Source organism: Priestia sp. SB1 (assembly GCF_038898415.1).
The window spans coordinates 487,798-504,845 of record NZ_JBBJSS010000005.1; the positions used below are offsets into that span (position 1 = coordinate 487,798).

The window sequence follows — 17,048 nt, forward strand, 5'->3', positions numbered from 1 at the left end:
ATTCATTTCTTATACTTTGGCTCTTGAAACTTACATAGAAAAACAGGAGACTGAATGAACCTGCCGATTGCTAACGGAAATAGAGCATGCTGTTTTAATGTAACAAATTTACATATTAGTTAAGCGTCTTTATTCATCATTTTCTGGGGATGCACTTCTTTTTTTGATACCGAGGCGTTTTTGCCTAGCACAACCGAAAAGACAACAATTATTGCTATAGCAAGAGTAAAAAGTGTAATTGATTCGCCTAGAAATAGAGCTGCAAACAGAATCATTAAAAATGGCTGCAAATATTGAACCTGGCTAACTCTCGCTATTCCCCCCATAGCCATCCCGCTGTACCAAGCAACGTATGCTAAAAATTGACTCACAACTGATAGATAAATCAAACTAACCCATGCTTTTAAAGGCGCATGAAGCATCTCAGCTGTAATGCTTAGTCCCACTGGAATCATAAAAAATGGCGCACCGATGATAATGGCCCAAGCAATTACCTGCCAGCTGCCTAATTCTCTTGCCAACACCCCTCCTTCTGCGTAGCTCAGTCCAAGTATCAGCACCGCTGCTAGTAAAGCGGCATCGGCAAACTGCAGTTGACCAAATCCGAGGTGAAGAGCATACACGATAACAGCCGCAGAACCAATCATGCTTGATATCCAGAATTTGAAAGAAGGACGTTCCCCTCCTCTAAACATCGCAAAACCGGCTGTGGCTAATGGTAAAAGAGCGAGTTCAACCGCTCCGTGAGAAACAGGCAATGATTTCATTGCCCAGGAAGTGAGCAGAGGAAACCCTAAAACTGCGCCTAAAGCAACGATCAGCAGACTTTTAAATTGGCGAAGAGAAGGAAATTTTTCTTTTCGTACAATCAATATCACAGCTACTAAGATAGCAGCTATAGCTGTTCTTCCTAAACCGGCGACTGTCGTTCCGAAATACTCGACTGCAATGCTTGTAGAAGGAAGGGTTAAGCTAAAACAGATAACGCCTACTACCCCTAACAATAAGCCGATTTTCTCTCTCGTTTCTTTTTGCATCTTACCCTACCCCTGTCTTTTTATTTTTCAGAACTGTACCATTTTTCTAAAAAAAGTTCTGATATAATTAAAAGGATAGCGCAGGACAACTAGTAAAATAAATCATTCTTTTACCTAACTGTACGGGTACAAATTAAAGGAGTAGGACCTATGAGTTTGAAATATCTAAAAATCATGGAAGAAATTAAGCTTGGCCTAGCAAATGGATCGCTTATTGCAGGTGGTAAACTCCCTTCTGTTCGCCGACTCTCCCACCATTTTTCGTGCAGCAAGAATACCGTTATTAAAGCGTACAGCGAATTAGAAAAAGAGCATTTAATTTATTCTGTTCCTAAAAGCGGCTACTACGTTGTGGCAGAATTTCAACATAGGACGAATGAAAATGAAGTGATTGATTTCTTGTCTGCTGGTCCAGATAAAAACGTTATGCCTTATCTTGAATTTCAGCATTGTATAAACCAAGCAATTGAACACTACAAAGAAGAGCTTTTTACATACTCTGATCAACAAGGCTCTTACTCATTGCGGGTACAGTTAGTGAAACACTTGCAGAGCCTACAGGTGTTCACTCAAGCTGAAAGGTTAGTTGTTGTATCTGGGTCTCAGCAAGCTCTTCACTTATTAGTTTCTATGCCATTTCCAAATGGAAAAAATAATATCCTGATTGAACAGCCCACTTATTTCGGTTTTATCGAGTCTCTTACCCTGCACCAAACTACTACTTTTGGGATCGAGCTATCGATGGAAGGGATTGATCTTGATCGTTTGGAGTACATTTTTCGAAATAATGACATAAAATTTTTCTATATTATTCCAAGATTCCATAATCCTCTTGGACATTGTTATACAAATTTCGAGAAGAAAAAAATCGTGGAGCTGGCCGAAAAATACGATGTATATATAGTCGAGGATGACTTTTTGGGCGACCTTGATCCCGATGCAAAATCAGATCCTTTATTTTCTTTTAATCCTTCTGGACGAGTCATTTATATTAAAAGCTTTTCGAAAATTTTTCTTCCTGGGTTACGCATTGCTGCTATCGTGCTTCCTTCGTTAATGAATAGCAACTTTTTACGATATAAATTCAGTTCAGATTTTAATAGTTCAGCGCTTTCCCAAGGCGCTCTTGAAATTTATTTAAAAAGCGGCATGTTTACTAGTCATCTTAAAAAGATAAAAGAGGTATACCATACCAAAATGCAAACTCTTGTAGAAGCATGTGATTCACTGCTGCCCGCTCATACACATTTTTCTAAGCCACCTTCAGGATTCTATTTATCCATTAGTTTACCTGAGCATGTGAAAGCAAAACAGATCGTCCACATGCTAAACGAGCAGCACATATATGTTGATGATGCTTCTAGATTTTTTTTACCAGAATATAAACGAGACACGCTTCTCCGATTAAGCATCTCACAAGTAAATAAGAATACGATCAAACGAGGGATTGAACAGCTGGCTCAGTGCATTACTTTAATTGATGATAGAAAACATCATCCTATTCCAAATAACCTTTTCCCCTTGTAGAATGGGAATTTAACGGACATACTAAACGAAAAGAAGCCAAGGAATTAGCATCCTTGACTTCTTTTATTTAACCGTAACGGTTATAAGAGGCATGTTATGCGTCCCTTTTGCAGAAACATGTGACTGCACGGTATATGTGCCAGGCTCAGAGAAAGATGTTTGTATCTCATATACACCTTTTCCTATTTGTTTAGGCTTTAACATCTTCCCTTTCCCTTCGCCATCTTTTTTCTCTATTTCAAATTCAATCATTTCAACGTCATCATTTTTTACTTTTTCGTCTCCATATGTAACTTCGGCTTTGTAGATACCGTTTTCATTTTTCTGTAACGCCTCTGGGCCTTGAAGGTTTACGTCCAACGGTTTTGGCTTCTCAGCATTTGTGCTTTGAGCAGGTTCCTGACCACAGGCTGTTAAAAGTAAACAAAGACTGATTATAGATATACTTATTCTTTTTTTCATGTATTCATCTCCTTTTTAAACCCTTTGTTTAACTATAACGCGTATTGCAAAGAAAAAAATGAATTTTTTAAAAAAAGAAGGATTTTTAAAGATTTTTTAAGAAAAAAAGTTCATACTGATACTAACTAGATTTTTCCAAGGAGGAAGAAAATGAATTCCGCTAAATCTCCAGCTAAAAAATCATGGCTACAGACGTTAATCAAAAATAAAAGTGAGCGTAAAAAAGTGATCTTTATCTTTACTATCTCTTTTTTACTAGTTGTAGCAGGGCTTATTTACGTCCCTATTTATAAACATTCCCTTCCGCTTGATTCTAAAATATACGAAGGGAATTTTAAAGAGCTTGGTTCTATCGCACGAATTGGTTTCTTTGCAGCTTTAGCTATTTATCCTATCTTTTTATTATTAAAATGGAAACCGATATCGCAAATTAAAAAAGGAAAGTTTGAGTTAAAACCGCTTATTCAGTTTTTAGCCAAGTACGTTCGTCAGTGGCACGTTCCCGTTGCCCTTATATCAACTGCTTTGATTATTTTACATGGTTATATGGCTTTGATAAAAGGATTTCAAGCAAATTTTACGTACTTTTCAGGAATTATCACGATGGCTGTTCTAGCTTGTCTGCTCGTGATGGGCGTGAAGCGCTATAAGCGTACAGATAAAAAGTGGCATCTTAAATTTGCTATCTCTTTTTTGGTTTTGTTTATGATTCACGCTACCTTTTCATAACTTGCCATTGTTTAAAGTTTTTTTATATAGGGTACAGTTCACAATGAATACATGATATGTATCACTATACGTTTTACATCATTTAGGAGGTATAAACATGGCAAGAGTGTTAGCTGTATTATCAAGCGGATACGAAGAGAAAGATTATCACACAGGTTGGTGGGCAGAAGAATTATTTGCTCCGCTGCAAAAGCTTGAGAACGCAGGACACACCGTTGACTTAGCCTCACCTTTTGGAGGTAAGCCGGAACTAGACGTTCGAAGTATTTCAGAAGACTTTGATCCAGACGGAACGTATAAGAAATTATATGAGTCAGGAAGAGCGGATCAGACAATGAAACTTGAAGAAGTAGATGCTGAGAACTATGACGTTATCTTAGTAGTAGGCGGCCACGGCGCTATGTTTGACTTAGCAAAAAATGTGGACTTGCATGCACTTATGAACAAAGTGTACGACAACGGAGGTATTTTAGCAGCTGAGTGTCACGGACCTTCTGTGTTTGCTTTCTTGAAAGGATCCGATGATGAACTGTTAATTAAAGGACTAGACGTAACCGGTTATCCTGATGAAATTGAACCGGAAGAAGTACTTCCCTTTTTACCATACAGTTTAGAACAAGAACTTCGTGAAGTGGCTAATTACATCCCTGAGATGGATAAAAAAGCATATGCTGTTTGGGCAAATGATCAAATTGTCACAAGCCGAGATCCTTTTTCTTCTGAGTTAATGGGTGATGAATTAGTTAAAAAGCTAAATAAATAAACTAAAAAAAGACTGCTCGAAAGCAGTCTTTTTTTGTTTGTTCTATAGGGATGTTTGAAACTGCTGCTCTACCAAACGCCGGTAAAAAGAATGAGAGGCTAACAGCTCTTTATGCGTTCCGCTTCCTGTAACTTGCCCTTCTTCTATTACAACAATTTGGTCCGCATTAATGACCGTAGATAGACGATGGGCAATGACGAGTGATGTGCGTTCTTTCATTACTGTCTCCAATGACTCTTGCACAAGCTTTTCTGACTCGGAGTCCAAGCTAGCTGTCGCTTCGTCCAGTAATAAAAACTGAGGATTTCGTAACAGCGCTCGGGCAATTGCAATACGCTGTCGCTGTCCTCCTGAGAGATTAATACCTCTTTCTCCAATCATTGTTTCATATTGAGCTTCAAAGGACTGAATGAAATGATGAGCATTCGCTAACTTTGCTGCTTCTTCTATTTCTTCATCCGTCACATGCCGCTCTAATCCGTAAATGAGATTTTCTCGAATTGTTCCTGCTAAAATCGGAGAATCTTGCTGAACATAGCTAAATAGGTGACGCCACGAACGTAAGTTGACGTTTTGACTGTCTGTTCCATCCAAGAATATGTGACCCGATGAAGGCTCATAAAAGCGTTCGATAAGAGAAAAAACAGTAGATTTTCCAGCTCCGCTAGGTCCAACAAATGCGGTAACTTCTCCTTTTTTAGCAGAAAATGAAACTTCCTGCAATACGGGTTTATCTTCATATTGAAAAGCAACTTTATCGAACCTTAAACTCCCTACCTGTTCAAGCACTTCTCCATTTTCATAGTTCTCTTCTTTCTCAGCTAATATATCAAAGATTCTTTCTGAAGCTCCTTTAGTTTGCTGAAAGCTCGTAACAAATCGGGTAAGTGAACCAACCGGAACCATAATTTGAAAAAGGTAAAGAACAAAAGCCACCAGCTCTCCTGCAGTGATAAATCCCTCACTCACCCGGTATGCACCAAACCCGACGATGGCAATCATAACAGCGGTCATCACCGTGCTAATAATCGGTGTAATGATAGCTTCAATTTTAGCTCTCTTTACACCGAAGAGGTAGAGTGACTGAAACGATTGTAAGCCTGAATCAACTTCTTTTTTCTCTGAACCGGATACTTTAATCAAGCGAATTTCACTCAGCATTTGAGCTAAAAAAGCTGTAAGCTTGGACATTTTATCCTGCTGCTCACGTGAAATTTTATGTATTTTTCTCGCTAGCGGCATAACCAGTACAAACATAACGGGAATAACCGCTAATAAAATGAGCGTCATGGGTACATCAAGCGTAAATAAAATAACAATGGCAACGATAATAGATAAAATATTTTTAACAAAGTCAATCATTTCTGTTGACAATAAGTTCATCACAATGGTTGTATCATTTGTAATGCGGCTTACCATTTCACCGGAACGATTTTGGTCGTAAAATGAAACCGGAAGCTTTATGAGCTTGTTCCACACTTTATGTCTGAGTTCTTTTACAACACCTTGGCCTACTTGAGCAAGGAGATAAAGAGATACTGCGCTTGTTGCCATTTGAGCAGCAAATAAACCAAGGAGTCCTGCTATAAGCTGCGGTGAGACGCCTACTGCAATTTTCTCCATCACTTCTTTAATGACAAGAGGAATAGAAAGCGACGCTCCGGTATTAATTAAGGCCAGTATGAACGAAATGAGTAGCTTTCCTGTCGGAGGGTTCGTTAGCAACCATAATTTTTTAAATGAAAAATGAATTCCTTTTTGCGTATTCATCTTAGTTCCTTTCTACTTCTTTTAATAGGTGATATCAACACTTTACCTTCAAAGTTCTATCTTATTTTACACCATTTCCTTTCTCAACCTGAACTTCTAAGCTTTTACCTATTTTTTAAACTCGTCTATACAAAAATGACAAGCTGGTCATATACTGTGGTACACTGAATTCTTTTACTAGATGAGAGGTTGAATAAGGATGTCTGTTTATATTAAATCTATTTCTATTGGCACAATTTCTGGCGGGATCGTTATTTTTGGAAACGCAGGAAATATATCGCCTCCAAGCGGCTCTACATCCGGCTCCGGTTCTAGTTCCCAAATGCCGATGCCCCCTTCTCCGAGAAATGGCCCGAGAGATAACACTACTTTTAATGGCTAATAAAAAAACAGTGAGATATTTCTCACTGTTTTTAGACTTGAATACTTGTCATCATCGCAATATAAAAAGCAAACACAAACAAACCCGCACTTAATACGCTGAGCCATACTGTCTTTTTGTAAAAACAAACAAGTAAATACACAAAAAACAGCAGTGCAACAAATAAGAATAGGATTCCTACAATCGTTACGTGAAACGTTAGAGGCAGCGTCACTTGTTTCCCATAGATAAAAGGAAGAATCGATGAATCCATTGCCATATGACTTATATTAGTTGGCGGCGATTGCGTTACCATGATAGCTGTAAATAAAAAAATGATAAGCAAAATAATGCTTTCTGCTCGAATCCACATCACGGGCTTATATTCTGGATGTTTTATCGCTTTTTTCATAAGAAAGCCATTGATGACGGCAAATGCAAGCAGCGGAATAATCGTAATATGCTTTAACAAAAGAGATTGCCCGTAATCTGTAGCCCATGAATTTACATAGTTGGACAGCCCCATGATAATAACCATCGAAATGAACCCACTTAATGAAAGAAGCGCAAAACAAGCGATCGCAAAAGGAGTAAACCAGCTTAAGAAACTTTTCCAATTGGAGGTTTCTTTTGAAAAAGCGGCAACAATCAGAACCACTCCTCCCCACAGTCCAACTGCTAAAATATGAAGGGAATGAGACAACATGCCGCTAAGCACAGAAGCGGATGCTGCGTGACTTGCGTAGGCGATTCCTCCCACTAAGGCTACAGTCAGTAATGTATACATATGGGGGTGGCTCTCTATTGAAACAGCAACCATACATAAAATAGCAATCAGTACAACAAAGATCCAGGCGTGTCCCGTTCTTGTTTCCAATAATACAAGACGAACTATTTCACCTAACCCTCTTATTTTTGAAAAAGATAAAATAATCTCAAGCGAATTTCCAACCGAAAAAAGAGCGACAGCCGCTGCACTTGCAAGTAGCCATCGCTTTGATAATAAAATTGTTGGCTTTTTTGTAAGGGGCACATATTGCAGTACGGCAAATCCTAATAATAAGGAAAGAGCTACGTATGTGAACCACTCAAAAACAGGCAACAAAACACTCATCTTTTTAAGCCTTTTTCTTTCTGAAGATTAAGAGTAATGCGCCAACCACCACTACAATAGCAATAATCATGATAACAAAAAACGATGAAGAATCATTGTTCTCTGTTTTCTCATCATTTGCTGTTGCACTTTTTTGGTGCTGTTCGGATTGCGTGGCGCCTTGCTTTTTTTCACTATCTTTTCCGGCTGCTTGAGTATTCTCTTCTTTCGCTTCATCTTTCACATCTACTTTAAAAGCAATCGAATCTTTCATTACATGACCATCTTCCCCTACAATTTCCCAGTTTACTGCGTAAGATCCGTTTTCAAGAGGCTGATCAACAGAAGCTATTAAATCATGCCCCTCTACTTTTTGCGATGCAAGTGAAATTTTTTGTCCATCTTTTGTAATGGTCACAGTACTGATTTTCTCGATGGGTGTTTCAAAGGTTAATTTAATTTCTTTTAGAGGAGCTGTAACAGTTGCACCATTTTCCGGTACTGTTGTTTGCACATGTGTATGAGCAAAACTAACTGTCGGGACAGCTAAAAAGCATGCTAAAAGTAAACCTATTATTTTTTTCATATTTATGACTCCCTATCTCTTTTTTCTTTTTCATTCATCATATCCAAAAATGTTTTTATGTAGACGTTTCCGAACACGATCTATTTTCCTAGTAAGTGTACTCCTTTTTCACTCAATCTCACAAGAACTATCACCAATTCGTTATAAAATGTTCACAAATCCTAGGAAATATGCTGCTGTAATTTTTTTGAATATTCTTTCAGGTTACCTTTGAATATAGTAAAATAGTTAAATAAGATGGCTGACTTTTTTATAGCTTAAAATCCCATACAGAAAGGATAGGAACAATGAAAAAGTATACGTGCCCTTGCTGCGGTTATCAATCGTTAGACAGTGATGGTGACTATGATATTTGTGAGATATGTTTTTGGGAAGACGATCCGTATCAAAAGCTGAATGCCAATGAACTAGGAGCCAACTCTATTTCTTTAATAGAAGCTCAGCAAAATTTTCTAGTTTATGGAGCATGTAATAAGGAAAGCTTACAGCACGTGAGAAAGCCTTCTGTTCAAGATGTAAAAGATTTTAACTGGAAACCTATTATAAGTCACGAATAGGAAAACTAGTTTATAAAAAAAGAATGCTTGTGAAAGCATTCTTTTTTTAAATCAGTAAGAAGTGGAAACAAACGTAGAAAGCACATTTGTAAACTTGTAAAAAGTTTGAGTTTTAGACGAAGCTCTTCCTTGTGAAGTGAATGAATGAAACATAGCACTTCGCAGCGGTTGGCTAATCTCTAATTGAATACTTTTGCCGGTACGATTTTTATTTGCAATATTTTTAGGGTTAATGCCTGCAATCTCATCATGCCCTTTTGTAATCAGTTCCGCGGGAAATCCATTTTGATTTAATAATTGCGTTAATTTTTTTGCACGTTCCCGATCAGTTCCCCCCACAAAAATATGTTTTTCATTCCCAGAATACCCGTGAAGAGATAAAACATTATCATACATGCTTACCATCTTACGCGCTGTGGGCTCATCAAAATGAGTGCTTGTGAGGTGCAGATCTCGCGAACCTTTCGATTTTAACGATTCGAATAGGTAAAGAGCATTTTGTTTGCTAAGCTCTTTGGCAATTTCGCTTGTCCCGCCTTCAATTCCTCCACCGTGTGGAGCAAAGATAAGGACAGGGCTTTTCGCTTCTTTAGTCGTCACTTTATAGCTAGCTGAAGACTCGTGCTGTGAGAGCTGCTTGAAATTTTGATATTTATCAGTTGATGCACTAGATGTGTCTTGAAAAGGTGAAATGAATAAAACGAATAGACAGATAAATAAGGTAGAGAAACTTACTAAACGATAGCTTTTCAATTTGTACTCCCGCTTTCTATTATGCAATAAGACCTAAAACATTAGAATCCTAAAAAATCCAAAAATAATATTTTAGTAGTCTTATTTACTTATCGTTTGAAAATACAATTTATTTAATAGTTCTTAATACCTATTTATACTATTTAAAAAAACTTCAGCGCATATCCACTGAAGTTTTTTACTTTTTTGTTTTTATTTATTTAAAGCAAGCGCCAAACTAATTTTATCCAGCCAAAGAAGGCGATCCATAAAGGTATGCTCAAAGATGTTCCCCACGCTAAACCAATTAAGAAGTTTCCTCTTTCAATCATACAAACCACTCCTTATGAACATTGTAGGTGAACAAGTACAATTCTATACCTTCACTATAACAGAAAGCGCTTTCATTTAACAGTCACTTACACGTTTTTAGTGCTATATTCATACAGAAAACCGAATTTCAAATAGATAAAGGGCAATATATAAGAAAATGAATAATTACAAGGTGTAAAAGTATAATAATCTACTAAAAAAAAAAGAAACCTTCTTTGAAGGCTTCTTTTCTAGGTGTTTTTTATTGTTCGCCGCTGCGCTGCAAGCGATTCTCAATAAATAGGCGCTCAACAAATTTATTTAGCTGGGCTTGATACAAACGGCGCTCATCTAGCGTTTTTGCGTCTTGTATTTGCTGTTTAAAGCGTTTGATTTGCTGTCTTTGTTCAACCGTTACATGATGAGAAAGAAGCATAGGTCCCCCTCCATTTCACTAACGTTTGAATTAATTAAACCAAGGTTTACCAAAACAAACAACAAACCTGTTAGCTTCTCTTACATAAATTTTTTACTCAGCTTCTTTAGCTCCAACTAATGCTAAACCTGGGCCGTACGGCGTTGTATGGACATCTAACATTAATTCATTTGTATAAGGCACAATGGAAGCTTCCATTGCTACTTGTACTCCGTCGACTTCATACATTTCATCATTTTCAAAAGGCTCTTCAAAAGCTAACCCAATGTTAGGGATTTCACAGCTAATTCCTTTGAAATACAAGCGAATTCCTGTTATCTCCTGCTCTTCAAGTATATTGTTAATTAATTGTTTTGCTTCTGGTGTAATATGCATGACTACCCCTTCTTCCTTTCAATACTCTTGCTCTATCCTATCATATCTTTAGAGTTTTTAAAGAGAATAACTGCAATTTAAAAGCATTCTGATTATTATTTAATAATAATTATAAATAAGTATTGATTTTAATTTGATATTTGATATAATATAAACATAAGATAACAACAACTCATTAGGAGGCTATTAACTATGAATTTAGAAAACGTATTGAACCAACAAATTGCCGATTTTAACGTATTATATACAAAGCTACATCGCTTTCACTGGTATGTAAAAGGGCCTCAATTTTTTACGCTTCATGAAAAATTTGAAGAATTCTATAATGAGACGGCGGACTATATAGATGAATATGCAGAACGATTACTAGCCATTGGAGGAAGCCCAATTGCTACGATGAAGCAATTTTTACAAGCAGCTACTCTTTCTGAAGATGGGAATGAGCAAACGAGTGAAGAAATGGTAGAAACCTTAATTAATGACTATACGCTACTTGTTAAAAACCTAAAAAATGCAGTTGAAAAAGCTGAAGCAGCACATGATCACGTAACAGCTGACTTATTCATTGGGACAATTGGCAACATTGAAAAACATATTTGGATGCTAAAAGCTGCTTTACCTGTAAAAACATCCGTACATGCATAAAAAGAGCCCAGTCGGCTCTTTTTTTACGTTTGTTGATTTCCTTTTTTTTGTTTTTGCAGCCACATAAAAAAAGACATATCATCGTAAATGTCATCTTCTAGCACAGCCTTATAGACATGATCACTCGTATAGTAGCGATTATATCCGCTTTGCTGCTTGAAAAATAAAATACATTCCCGCTTCTTTTCAGTGAGAAGTGATTTTAATAATACTTGTTTCTCAACTTTGCCCTTCACGATATTTTCTGGAAGCACGGAAATATCAAGCTTCCACTCTTCACCCTTCTGAATCATATACACACTCCACTGATACTTACCTTTTTCATTAGCAAATATCATCTTATAAGGTTGAAAACGCTTTGTAAGCTGATACCCCATGTGAAAAATAGATTCTTCATCCATTTCATCATTTCCTACGTAAAAATTAATGATGCGATTTGTCATGACATTTAACTCAAAACTCTCCCCTGAGAGCGGGCAACCGTACTCTCTTAACAAATTAAATAAACGGTTGGATACCACCAGTTGATTTGCTTCATGTTTTAATTCACTTGAGTATGACAGCAGCTCATTCATGTTTTTTGATTCCCCTATCTATAGATCGTGAATTGTTATTGATATTCGCTTTTTTTTTATAAAACCCTTTCACTTTTACCCTTTAATTAACTAACTAGAGGTAAATTAAGTTATGTAGAGCAACATTTTATGAATAAATCAAGTTTGAGTATAAAACTTGAAGAAGTTTAAAGACTATAGTCGATACCGATTTTAAGGAGGACTTAGTATGAATAATCACGAACTTCCTACAAACATGCAAACTGGAGCTGTCCCCCCTCAATTGAACCATGGAGGGCATGAGCTGTTTGACGTTCATGAAACACTTGCCGGCTCGATCAATGTAATGGATCAGTTTATGATGTTTAGGCAATATGTAAAAGAACAAGAGCTGCTTGATATTATTGATCGGCAATATCAGTTTATTTTAAATGAATATAATTTAATCGTAGAAGCTTTTTCTACTGGCCAAAAGCCGGCCGGTTCTACACATGTATATAACATGAAGCAGTCTCATACCTTTGTTTATGGCTTAAAGCCTTCGCAGCCTAAAAAGCCGAATCAGTCCGTTGAGGAAATTAATGAAAAAGGAATTTCAGGTCATATGCTGGGTCTAGTCAAGTCTCAAGCATCTCTTTTAACTATGACAGCTTTAGAAATAACTAATCCTGTTGTTCGCCGAATATTCGGAGACAGTGTTCCTAATTGGATTGAAATGGCTTATGAAATTTCTCTTTATCAAAACAAACATCATTATTATCAAGTGCCGCAGCTTGCAAAAGAAGATATGCAGCAAATGATCACAAGTTTCGCAAAAGCTACTGCCTCTCCTCAGATGCCTAATAACCATAAGCTGCATTAATTACAAAGAGGCTGGGGCAAACGTATTTTAATTAAAGGAAGATCCGAACGATTCATCGTTCGGATCTTTTCATTAGTATAGTGAATATAGGTTATGTTTAGAGTTGCTTCTAGCTGTTGATTGGAGGGAAAGGCGAAGACTCCTGCGGGAAGTGAAGTCATGCACGGAAATCAACAGCGGTGGAACAAGCGATCCATACTCGACCATTTATCCAATTTGTTCCCCTTTAGATTCGATTGATATAGTTGTGTCTCAATCTCTTTTGCGCATATATTTCAGAAAATGACAAAAAACTATGCATTTTGAATTATTTTCTGAATATTTGTAGTATTTTGATTAATTATGTATTATAATACAGTTAACTAATAGAAAGGAGTGAGAGATGCATCATATATACTCGGATTACAGTTAAAGGAGGTGTCATAACACGCTCGCAATACGTTTGCTAAAAGTCAGTTGAACTGTAGAACCGATATGTGATAGACCATGATGGTAAAGTTAAGATTAATTCCCCTAAATGAACATGTAACATAATAAACTGCTTCTTTTTCTTTTTAAAGATAGAAGCAGTTTTTTTATGTGCGTTTTTCTTTTCCCGATTTAATACATGTTTTCTCCACTTTGGCTAACACTTAAGATATACATTTACATACAAGGTGGTGACTTTGATGATCGCCGTAAAATTACTATTAGTCGCAGTTTTGATTGCATTAACTGCTTTTTTTGTAGCGACAGAATTCGCTATTGTAAAAGTAAGGAGTTCAAAAATCAATCAGCTTCTAGAAGAAGGAAATAAAAAAGCCGTATCTGCCAAACATGTTATTACGCATTTAGATGAATATCTATCCGCTTGTCAGCTTGGTATCACCATCACGGCTCTCGGGCTTGGTTGGCTTGGTGAACCGACGCTAGATCGGTTGCTTCATCCTCTTTTTACTACCTTCCATACGAATGAGCCGCTTGCTGGTATTTTATCTTTTGTCATTGCATTTGTTGTTATTACCTTTTTACATGTTGTCTTAGGAGAATTAGCTCCTAAAACGTTTGCTATTCAAATGGCTGAACAAATTACGCTGAACTTTGCAAAACCGATTATCGTGTTTTACAAACTTATGTATCCGTTCATTAAAATATTAAACGGCTCAGCTCGTATGTTGACCAAGATGTTTGGTATAACGATGATTTCGGAAAATGAAGCTGCTCATAGTGAAGAAGAACTTCGCATTTTGTTATCTGAAAGCTTTGAAGGCGGTGAAATTAATCAGTCCGAATATCGATATATGAGCAAAATTTTTGATTTTGATGACCGTTTAGCTAAAGAAGTAATGGTCCCACGAACGGAAATTGTAAGTGCTTCTAAAGATGACGTGGTAGAGGTTTTTTTGCAAATTGCAAATGTCGAAAAATATACCCGCTATCCAATTGTTGAAGATGGAGATAAAGATAAGATAATTGGTCTCGTTAATATTAAAGAAATTTATAACGACATTGTATTTAACGAAAAAGACGGAACTAATACGTTAGAATCATATGTCAAGCCTATTTTTAAAGTAATTGAAACCGTACCTATTCATGACTTGCTCGTAAAGATGCAAAAAGAACGCATTCAAATGGCTATTCTTTTTGATGAGTATGGTGGAACCGCGGGGCTTGTGACAGTAGAAGACATTATTGAAGAAATTGTGGGAGAAATTCGAGATGAGTTTGACACGGACGAAATTCCTTATGTACAAAAAATTAAAGACGATCACTATATTCTTGACGGAAAAATGCTCATTAGCCAAGTAAATGATTTACTCGGTACGGATATTAGCGACGAAGAAGTAGATACCATTGCCGGGTGGGTGTTAACCGAAAAGTTTGATGTGACCAAAAATGATATCATTCAGCATGAGCAATTTTACTTTAAAGTTTTGATTATAGAAGATTTTCACATTAAGTATATAGAAGTAAAAAAAAGAAAGAAGAAAGAAAAAAAGGATGATCATCATTAATCATCCTTTTTAGTTGTTTAAAATCCCTTTTACCAATCGTCTCCTCCATCAAAAAAGTCTCCATCCAACAGATCCTCCCCGGCTTCTTCAATATCTTCTCCAATTTCACCAAGCGCCGAGTCTTCAAACATATCATCGATCAAATTCTCAATGAGCAGCCCGCCTAACATACCGGCTGCAAAGCCTCCCATTGCTCCTCCTAACCCGCTCATACGTGGATGATGTGAATGCTGATCATAGTGAGAAGGCTTATAATATTCATAGTCTCGAGGATTTTCCATCATCTCTTCCATCGCTTCTTCCAGCAAACGAGCGATAGTGGATGGATGGCTTAGTTCATCATTTGTAAAAAAGAGTTCGTTTTTTATTTCCCTCTCCCGGCCGAAAGAAGGCAAATCTAGCTCCAATAACACTCGTATACCTTCTCGTTCAATGGCTACCTCAAACTCAACCTCATTTACATATCCCTTTAAGAAGTCTGTAGGAAAAAATGCAAATTCTTGTTTGTATCCGTTAAATTTTCCTGAATGGTGTTTTTCTCTAAACCCAAGTGCTTCAAAGCCCTCTACTAGCTGATATAAGCTTTTTGGTGCTTTGATGCGCACAGGATCCCGGTCTGTTGAGTCAACTCCCCCTTCAATATCTAAGTGTGTCTTAAAGAAATAGCTAACGTTGCTCGCAGAGATTGGAAGATCCAAAGGTAAATGATATGTAAACGGAATTTCCTTTTTCTCACCTTCATTAATTGTAAATGAAGAAGCTGCGCGCAGGCTTTCCACACGATGTGTATGCATTTGACCGCTTTTCATTTGAACTTCAAGCCAAAATTCAACATCAATTAAATTAATATGTTGCTGAACGTTTCCACCTTGGATGACAATAGCTCCTTCAATTACTTGACCGAGCGTATAGGCCGTTTCATTTAGTCGTAAATCCACTTTGGCAGCTCCAACTCCAATTTTAGCAAACATTTTTTTAAACATTTTTTTCCTCCTCCAAAATGCTCTTACTATATATACGAATTATACCGTTTATAAGTTTCAACTTACAAAAAAAGAACTCAATTTCTTGAGTTCTTTCTGTTGCTTTGAAGCTCCTGTATTAAAAAACCCAGCCCCAACAGCAGTTACGTCTTTTGCAGCAATGACGTTTTCTACAACCGCCGTGATGTCCGCCGTGATGACAGCCACTGTGGTTACCATCGTGATGCCCTCCATCGTGGTTACCGCCATGGCCTCCGCCATGACAACCGCCGTGGTTACCGTCGTGACCTCCGCCATGGTTGCCACCGTGGCCTCCGCCATGACAACCGCCGTGGTTACCGTCGTGACCTCCGCCATGGTTGCCGTCGTGACCTCCACCATGGTGACATTTTTTATGACCTGAACGATGATCATCATCATGTTTAGGACAATGATCGTTATGCTTATAATCGTTATGACAGCATTTTCCTTCATGGCTACTTCTTGGATCATAACCAGAAGTTTTGTAATAATACTGATTAGAACACCAGCAACAGTTCTTTTTGTTGTTGTAATTCACATAAACCATCCTTATCTATAAATAAGATTTATATAGGCAATTTTATACCTATATATAAATAGATTATGTAAACTAGTACAAGGAAGTGCATTGCTGTGGGCCATGACCTAAGCCTGTTTTTAGGAGTATATGCGGGGCAGCTAAGACAAGAAAAAAGCCATCTAAAGATGGCCTTTTTTATATTTGATTTTTCACTTTACTTGCGCTTTCTGCATAAAACTCTAGAATTTCTCTTCTTCTCACAATTCCAATGAATACGCCTTGATCATCCGTTACAGGCACAAAATTTTGGTCAATTGCCTTTGAAAGGATGTTTTGAACTTCATCATATATAGCAACTGGGTTATAATCTTGATAGCGGTCAATCTCTGTTAATTTAATATTTTCCGTATCTTGAAAGCGATAGTCTCCTAGGCTTTTTAACTTCCAAAGAAGATCTCCTTCAGTAAGAACGCCCACATATTTACCATCATCGTCAACCAGTGGAACTGTAGAATAGCGATGATACTCCATTTTTTCAAGAGCCTGTCTTAATGTGGAGTGAATATTTAATGTTACAACATCACTTTTTGGTACTAAGAAAAATGCAATATTCATTTTTTAATCTCCTTTTCCTTACCCGCTCATCTTACAATTTCTATTTATTTGTTCAGTTTTCGGCTTATTTTAATGTTTTAATCATACAAAATGCAGCTCGCAGTTATCTTACAT

The 17,048-nt window shown here is 37.1% G+C and carries 20 protein-coding genes; 7 read left to right on the forward strand and 13 right to left on the reverse strand.

From position 1 onward, the window contains the following. Positions 1-119 precede the first annotated feature (119 nt). Entirely contained in the window at positions 120-1,037 is a 918-nt protein-coding gene (locus WKH56_RS21175) for a DMT family transporter (RefSeq protein ID WP_221832654.1), read from the reverse strand. 150 nt (positions 1,038-1,187) lie between these two features. On the opposite strand from WKH56_RS21175, the gene WKH56_RS21180 reads away from it, so the two are divergent. Next, positions 1,188-2,564: an aminotransferase-like domain-containing protein gene (locus WKH56_RS21180; RefSeq protein WP_048019011.1), complete on the forward strand. Its 1,377-nt coding sequence runs from the start codon at positions 1,188-1,190 to the stop codon at positions 2,562-2,564. Positions 2,565-2,627: 63 nt separating this feature from the next. Here WKH56_RS21180 and WKH56_RS21185 read toward each other — a convergent pair whose 3' ends face one another. Further along, positions 2,628-3,026: a FixH family protein gene (locus WKH56_RS21185; protein ID WP_310883921.1), complete on the reverse strand. Its 399-nt coding sequence runs from the start codon at positions 3,024-3,026 to the stop codon at positions 2,628-2,630. Positions 3,027-3,176: 150 nt separating this feature from the next. Here WKH56_RS21185 and WKH56_RS21190 point away from each other — a divergent pair, with 150 nt between their 5' ends. Both WKH56_RS21190 and WKH56_RS21195 read left to right on the forward strand, forming a co-directional pair. Then, positions 3,177-3,755 carry a hypothetical protein gene (locus WKH56_RS21190; protein ID WP_028412804.1) on the forward strand — a complete coding sequence of 193 codons (579 nt, stop codon included), beginning with the start codon at positions 3,177-3,179 and terminating at the stop codon, positions 3,753-3,755. Between the two features lie 97 nt (positions 3,756-3,852). Further along, positions 3,853-4,518, forward strand: a complete 666-nt coding sequence (locus WKH56_RS21195) for a type 1 glutamine amidotransferase domain-containing protein (RefSeq protein WP_028412803.1) — start codon at positions 3,853-3,855, stop codon at positions 4,516-4,518. Positions 4,519-4,560: 42 nt separating this feature from the next. On the opposite strand, the gene WKH56_RS21200 is transcribed toward WKH56_RS21195, so the two are convergent. From WKH56_RS21200 to WKH56_RS21215, 4 genes are all read right to left on the reverse strand, one after another. Then, positions 4,561-6,288 carry an ABC transporter ATP-binding protein gene (locus tag WKH56_RS21200; protein WP_034270099.1) on the reverse strand — a complete coding sequence of 576 codons (1,728 nt, stop codon included), beginning with the start codon at positions 6,286-6,288 and terminating at the stop codon, positions 4,561-4,563. A gap of 207 nt (positions 6,289-6,495) precedes the next feature. Then, on the reverse strand, positions 6,496-6,654 hold the full coding sequence (locus tag WKH56_RS21205) for a hypothetical protein (protein WP_176551778.1): 159 nt from the start codon (positions 6,652-6,654) through the stop codon (positions 6,496-6,498). Positions 6,655-6,701: 47 nt separating this feature from the next. Beyond that, positions 6,702-7,763 carry a copper resistance D family protein gene (locus tag WKH56_RS21210; protein ID WP_342836650.1) on the reverse strand — a complete coding sequence of 354 codons (1,062 nt, stop codon included), beginning with the start codon at positions 7,761-7,763 and terminating at the stop codon, positions 6,702-6,704. Between the two features lie 4 nt (positions 7,764-7,767). Then, complete coding sequence (locus WKH56_RS21215; protein ID WP_047750564.1) at positions 7,768-8,328, reverse strand: copper resistance CopC family protein; 561 nt, start codon at positions 8,326-8,328, stop codon at positions 7,768-7,770. A gap of 287 nt (positions 8,329-8,615) precedes the next feature. On the opposite strand from WKH56_RS21215, the gene WKH56_RS21220 reads away from it, so the two are divergent. Continuing rightward, positions 8,616-8,885: a CPCC family cysteine-rich protein gene (locus tag WKH56_RS21220; RefSeq protein ID WP_063247731.1), complete on the forward strand. Its 270-nt coding sequence runs from the start codon at positions 8,616-8,618 to the stop codon at positions 8,883-8,885. Between the two features lie 51 nt (positions 8,886-8,936). Here the strand turns inward: WKH56_RS21220 and WKH56_RS21225 are convergent, their stop codons facing one another. The 3 genes from WKH56_RS21225 to WKH56_RS21235 form a co-directional block, all read right to left on the reverse strand. Then, entirely contained in the window at positions 8,937-9,638 is a 702-nt protein-coding gene (locus WKH56_RS21225) for a poly-gamma-glutamate hydrolase family protein (protein WP_063247730.1), read from the reverse strand. 553 nt (positions 9,639-10,191) lie between these two features. Beyond that, on the reverse strand, positions 10,192-10,365 hold the full coding sequence (locus tag WKH56_RS21230; RefSeq protein WP_013057683.1) for a hypothetical protein: 174 nt from the start codon (positions 10,363-10,365) through the stop codon (positions 10,192-10,194). A 93-nt stretch (positions 10,366-10,458) separates the two neighbouring features. Next, positions 10,459-10,740: a hypothetical protein gene (locus tag WKH56_RS21235; protein ID WP_013057684.1), complete on the reverse strand. Its 282-nt coding sequence runs from the start codon at positions 10,738-10,740 to the stop codon at positions 10,459-10,461. Positions 10,741-10,932: 192 nt separating this feature from the next. On the opposite strand from WKH56_RS21235, the gene WKH56_RS21240 reads away from it, so the two are divergent. After that, positions 10,933-11,385: a Dps family protein gene (locus WKH56_RS21240; protein ID WP_028412796.1), complete on the forward strand. Its 453-nt coding sequence runs from the start codon at positions 10,933-10,935 to the stop codon at positions 11,383-11,385. 23 nt (positions 11,386-11,408) lie between these two features. Here WKH56_RS21240 and WKH56_RS21245 read toward each other — a convergent pair whose 3' ends face one another. After that, positions 11,409-11,960, reverse strand: coding sequence for a hypothetical protein (locus WKH56_RS21245; RefSeq protein WP_033579460.1), 552 nt, complete (start codon positions 11,958-11,960; stop codon positions 11,409-11,411). A 208-nt stretch (positions 11,961-12,168) separates the two neighbouring features. On the opposite strand from WKH56_RS21245, the gene WKH56_RS21250 reads away from it, so the two are divergent. Continuing rightward, positions 12,169-12,801: a spore coat protein gene (locus WKH56_RS21250; RefSeq protein ID WP_028412794.1), complete on the forward strand. Its 633-nt coding sequence runs from the start codon at positions 12,169-12,171 to the stop codon at positions 12,799-12,801. A 668-nt stretch (positions 12,802-13,469) separates the two neighbouring features. Then, a complete protein-coding gene (locus WKH56_RS21255) occupies positions 13,470-14,795 on the forward strand; it encodes a hemolysin family protein (RefSeq protein WP_047750563.1) in 1,326 nt (441 codons plus the stop codon). A gap of 29 nt (positions 14,796-14,824) precedes the next feature. On the opposite strand, the gene WKH56_RS21260 is transcribed toward WKH56_RS21255, so the two are convergent. The 3 genes from WKH56_RS21260 to WKH56_RS21270 form a co-directional block, all read right to left on the reverse strand. Further along, a complete protein-coding gene (locus tag WKH56_RS21260) occupies positions 14,825-15,778 on the reverse strand; it encodes a sporulation protein (protein WP_063247729.1) in 954 nt (317 codons plus the stop codon). Between the two features lie 57 nt (positions 15,779-15,835). Then, positions 15,836-16,270, reverse strand: a complete 435-nt coding sequence (locus WKH56_RS21265; RefSeq protein WP_342836654.1) for a hypothetical protein — start codon at positions 16,268-16,270, stop codon at positions 15,836-15,838. A 244-nt stretch (positions 16,271-16,514) separates the two neighbouring features. Then, on the reverse strand, positions 16,515-16,934 hold the full coding sequence (locus WKH56_RS21270) for a CBS domain-containing protein (protein WP_033580628.1): 420 nt from the start codon (positions 16,932-16,934) through the stop codon (positions 16,515-16,517). Positions 16,935-17,048: the final 114 nt, after the last annotated feature.

What these genes read in the sequence shown, in the direction of transcription:
- WKH56_RS21235 (WP_013057684.1), bottom strand. Translation starts at nt 10,740, where the DNA reads ATGCATATTACACCAGAAGCAAAACAATTAATTAACAATATACTTGAA.
- WKH56_RS21210 (WP_342836650.1), bottom strand. Translation starts at nt 7,763, where the DNA reads ATGAGTGTTTTGTTGCCTGTTTTTGAGTGGTTCACATACGTAGCTCTT.
- WKH56_RS21215 (WP_047750564.1), bottom strand. Translation starts at nt 8,328, where the DNA reads ATGAAAAAAATAATAGGTTTACTTTTAGCATGCTTTTTAGCTGTCCCG.
- WKH56_RS21260 (WP_063247729.1), bottom strand. Translation starts at nt 15,778, where the DNA reads ATGTTTAAAAAAATGTTTGCTAAAATTGGAGTTGGAGCTGCCAAAGTG.
- WKH56_RS21185 (WP_310883921.1), bottom strand. Translation starts at nt 3,026, where the DNA reads ATGAAAAAAAGAATAAGTATATCTATAATCAGTCTTTGTTTACTTTTA.
- WKH56_RS21250 (WP_028412794.1), top strand. Translation starts at nt 12,169, where the DNA reads ATGAATAATCACGAACTTCCTACAAACATGCAAACTGGAGCTGTCCCC.
- WKH56_RS21200 (WP_034270099.1), bottom strand. Translation starts at nt 6,288, where the DNA reads ATGAATACGCAAAAAGGAATTCATTTTTCATTTAAAAAATTATGGTTG.
- WKH56_RS21270 (WP_033580628.1), bottom strand. Translation starts at nt 16,934, where the DNA reads ATGAATATTGCATTTTTCTTAGTACCAAAAAGTGATGTTGTAACATTA.
- WKH56_RS21230 (WP_013057683.1), bottom strand. Translation starts at nt 10,365, where the DNA reads ATGCTTCTTTCTCATCATGTAACGGTTGAACAAAGACAGCAAATCAAA.
- WKH56_RS21195 (WP_028412803.1), top strand. Translation starts at nt 3,853, where the DNA reads ATGGCAAGAGTGTTAGCTGTATTATCAAGCGGATACGAAGAGAAAGAT.
- WKH56_RS21175 (WP_221832654.1), bottom strand. Translation starts at nt 1,037, where the DNA reads ATGCAAAAAGAAACGAGAGAGAAAATCGGCTTATTGTTAGGGGTAGTA.
- WKH56_RS21180 (WP_048019011.1), top strand. Translation starts at nt 1,188, where the DNA reads ATGAGTTTGAAATATCTAAAAATCATGGAAGAAATTAAGCTTGGCCTA.
- WKH56_RS21220 (WP_063247731.1), top strand. Translation starts at nt 8,616, where the DNA reads ATGAAAAAGTATACGTGCCCTTGCTGCGGTTATCAATCGTTAGACAGT.
- WKH56_RS21265 (WP_342836654.1), bottom strand. Translation starts at nt 16,270, where the DNA reads ATGATCCAAGAAGTAGCCATGAAGGAAAATGCTGTCATAACGATTATA.
- WKH56_RS21255 (WP_047750563.1), top strand. Translation starts at nt 13,470, where the DNA reads ATGATCGCCGTAAAATTACTATTAGTCGCAGTTTTGATTGCATTAACT.
- WKH56_RS21240 (WP_028412796.1), top strand. Translation starts at nt 10,933, where the DNA reads ATGAATTTAGAAAACGTATTGAACCAACAAATTGCCGATTTTAACGTA.
- WKH56_RS21245 (WP_033579460.1), bottom strand. Translation starts at nt 11,960, where the DNA reads ATGAATGAGCTGCTGTCATACTCAAGTGAATTAAAACATGAAGCAAAT.
- WKH56_RS21190 (WP_028412804.1), top strand. Translation starts at nt 3,177, where the DNA reads ATGAATTCCGCTAAATCTCCAGCTAAAAAATCATGGCTACAGACGTTA.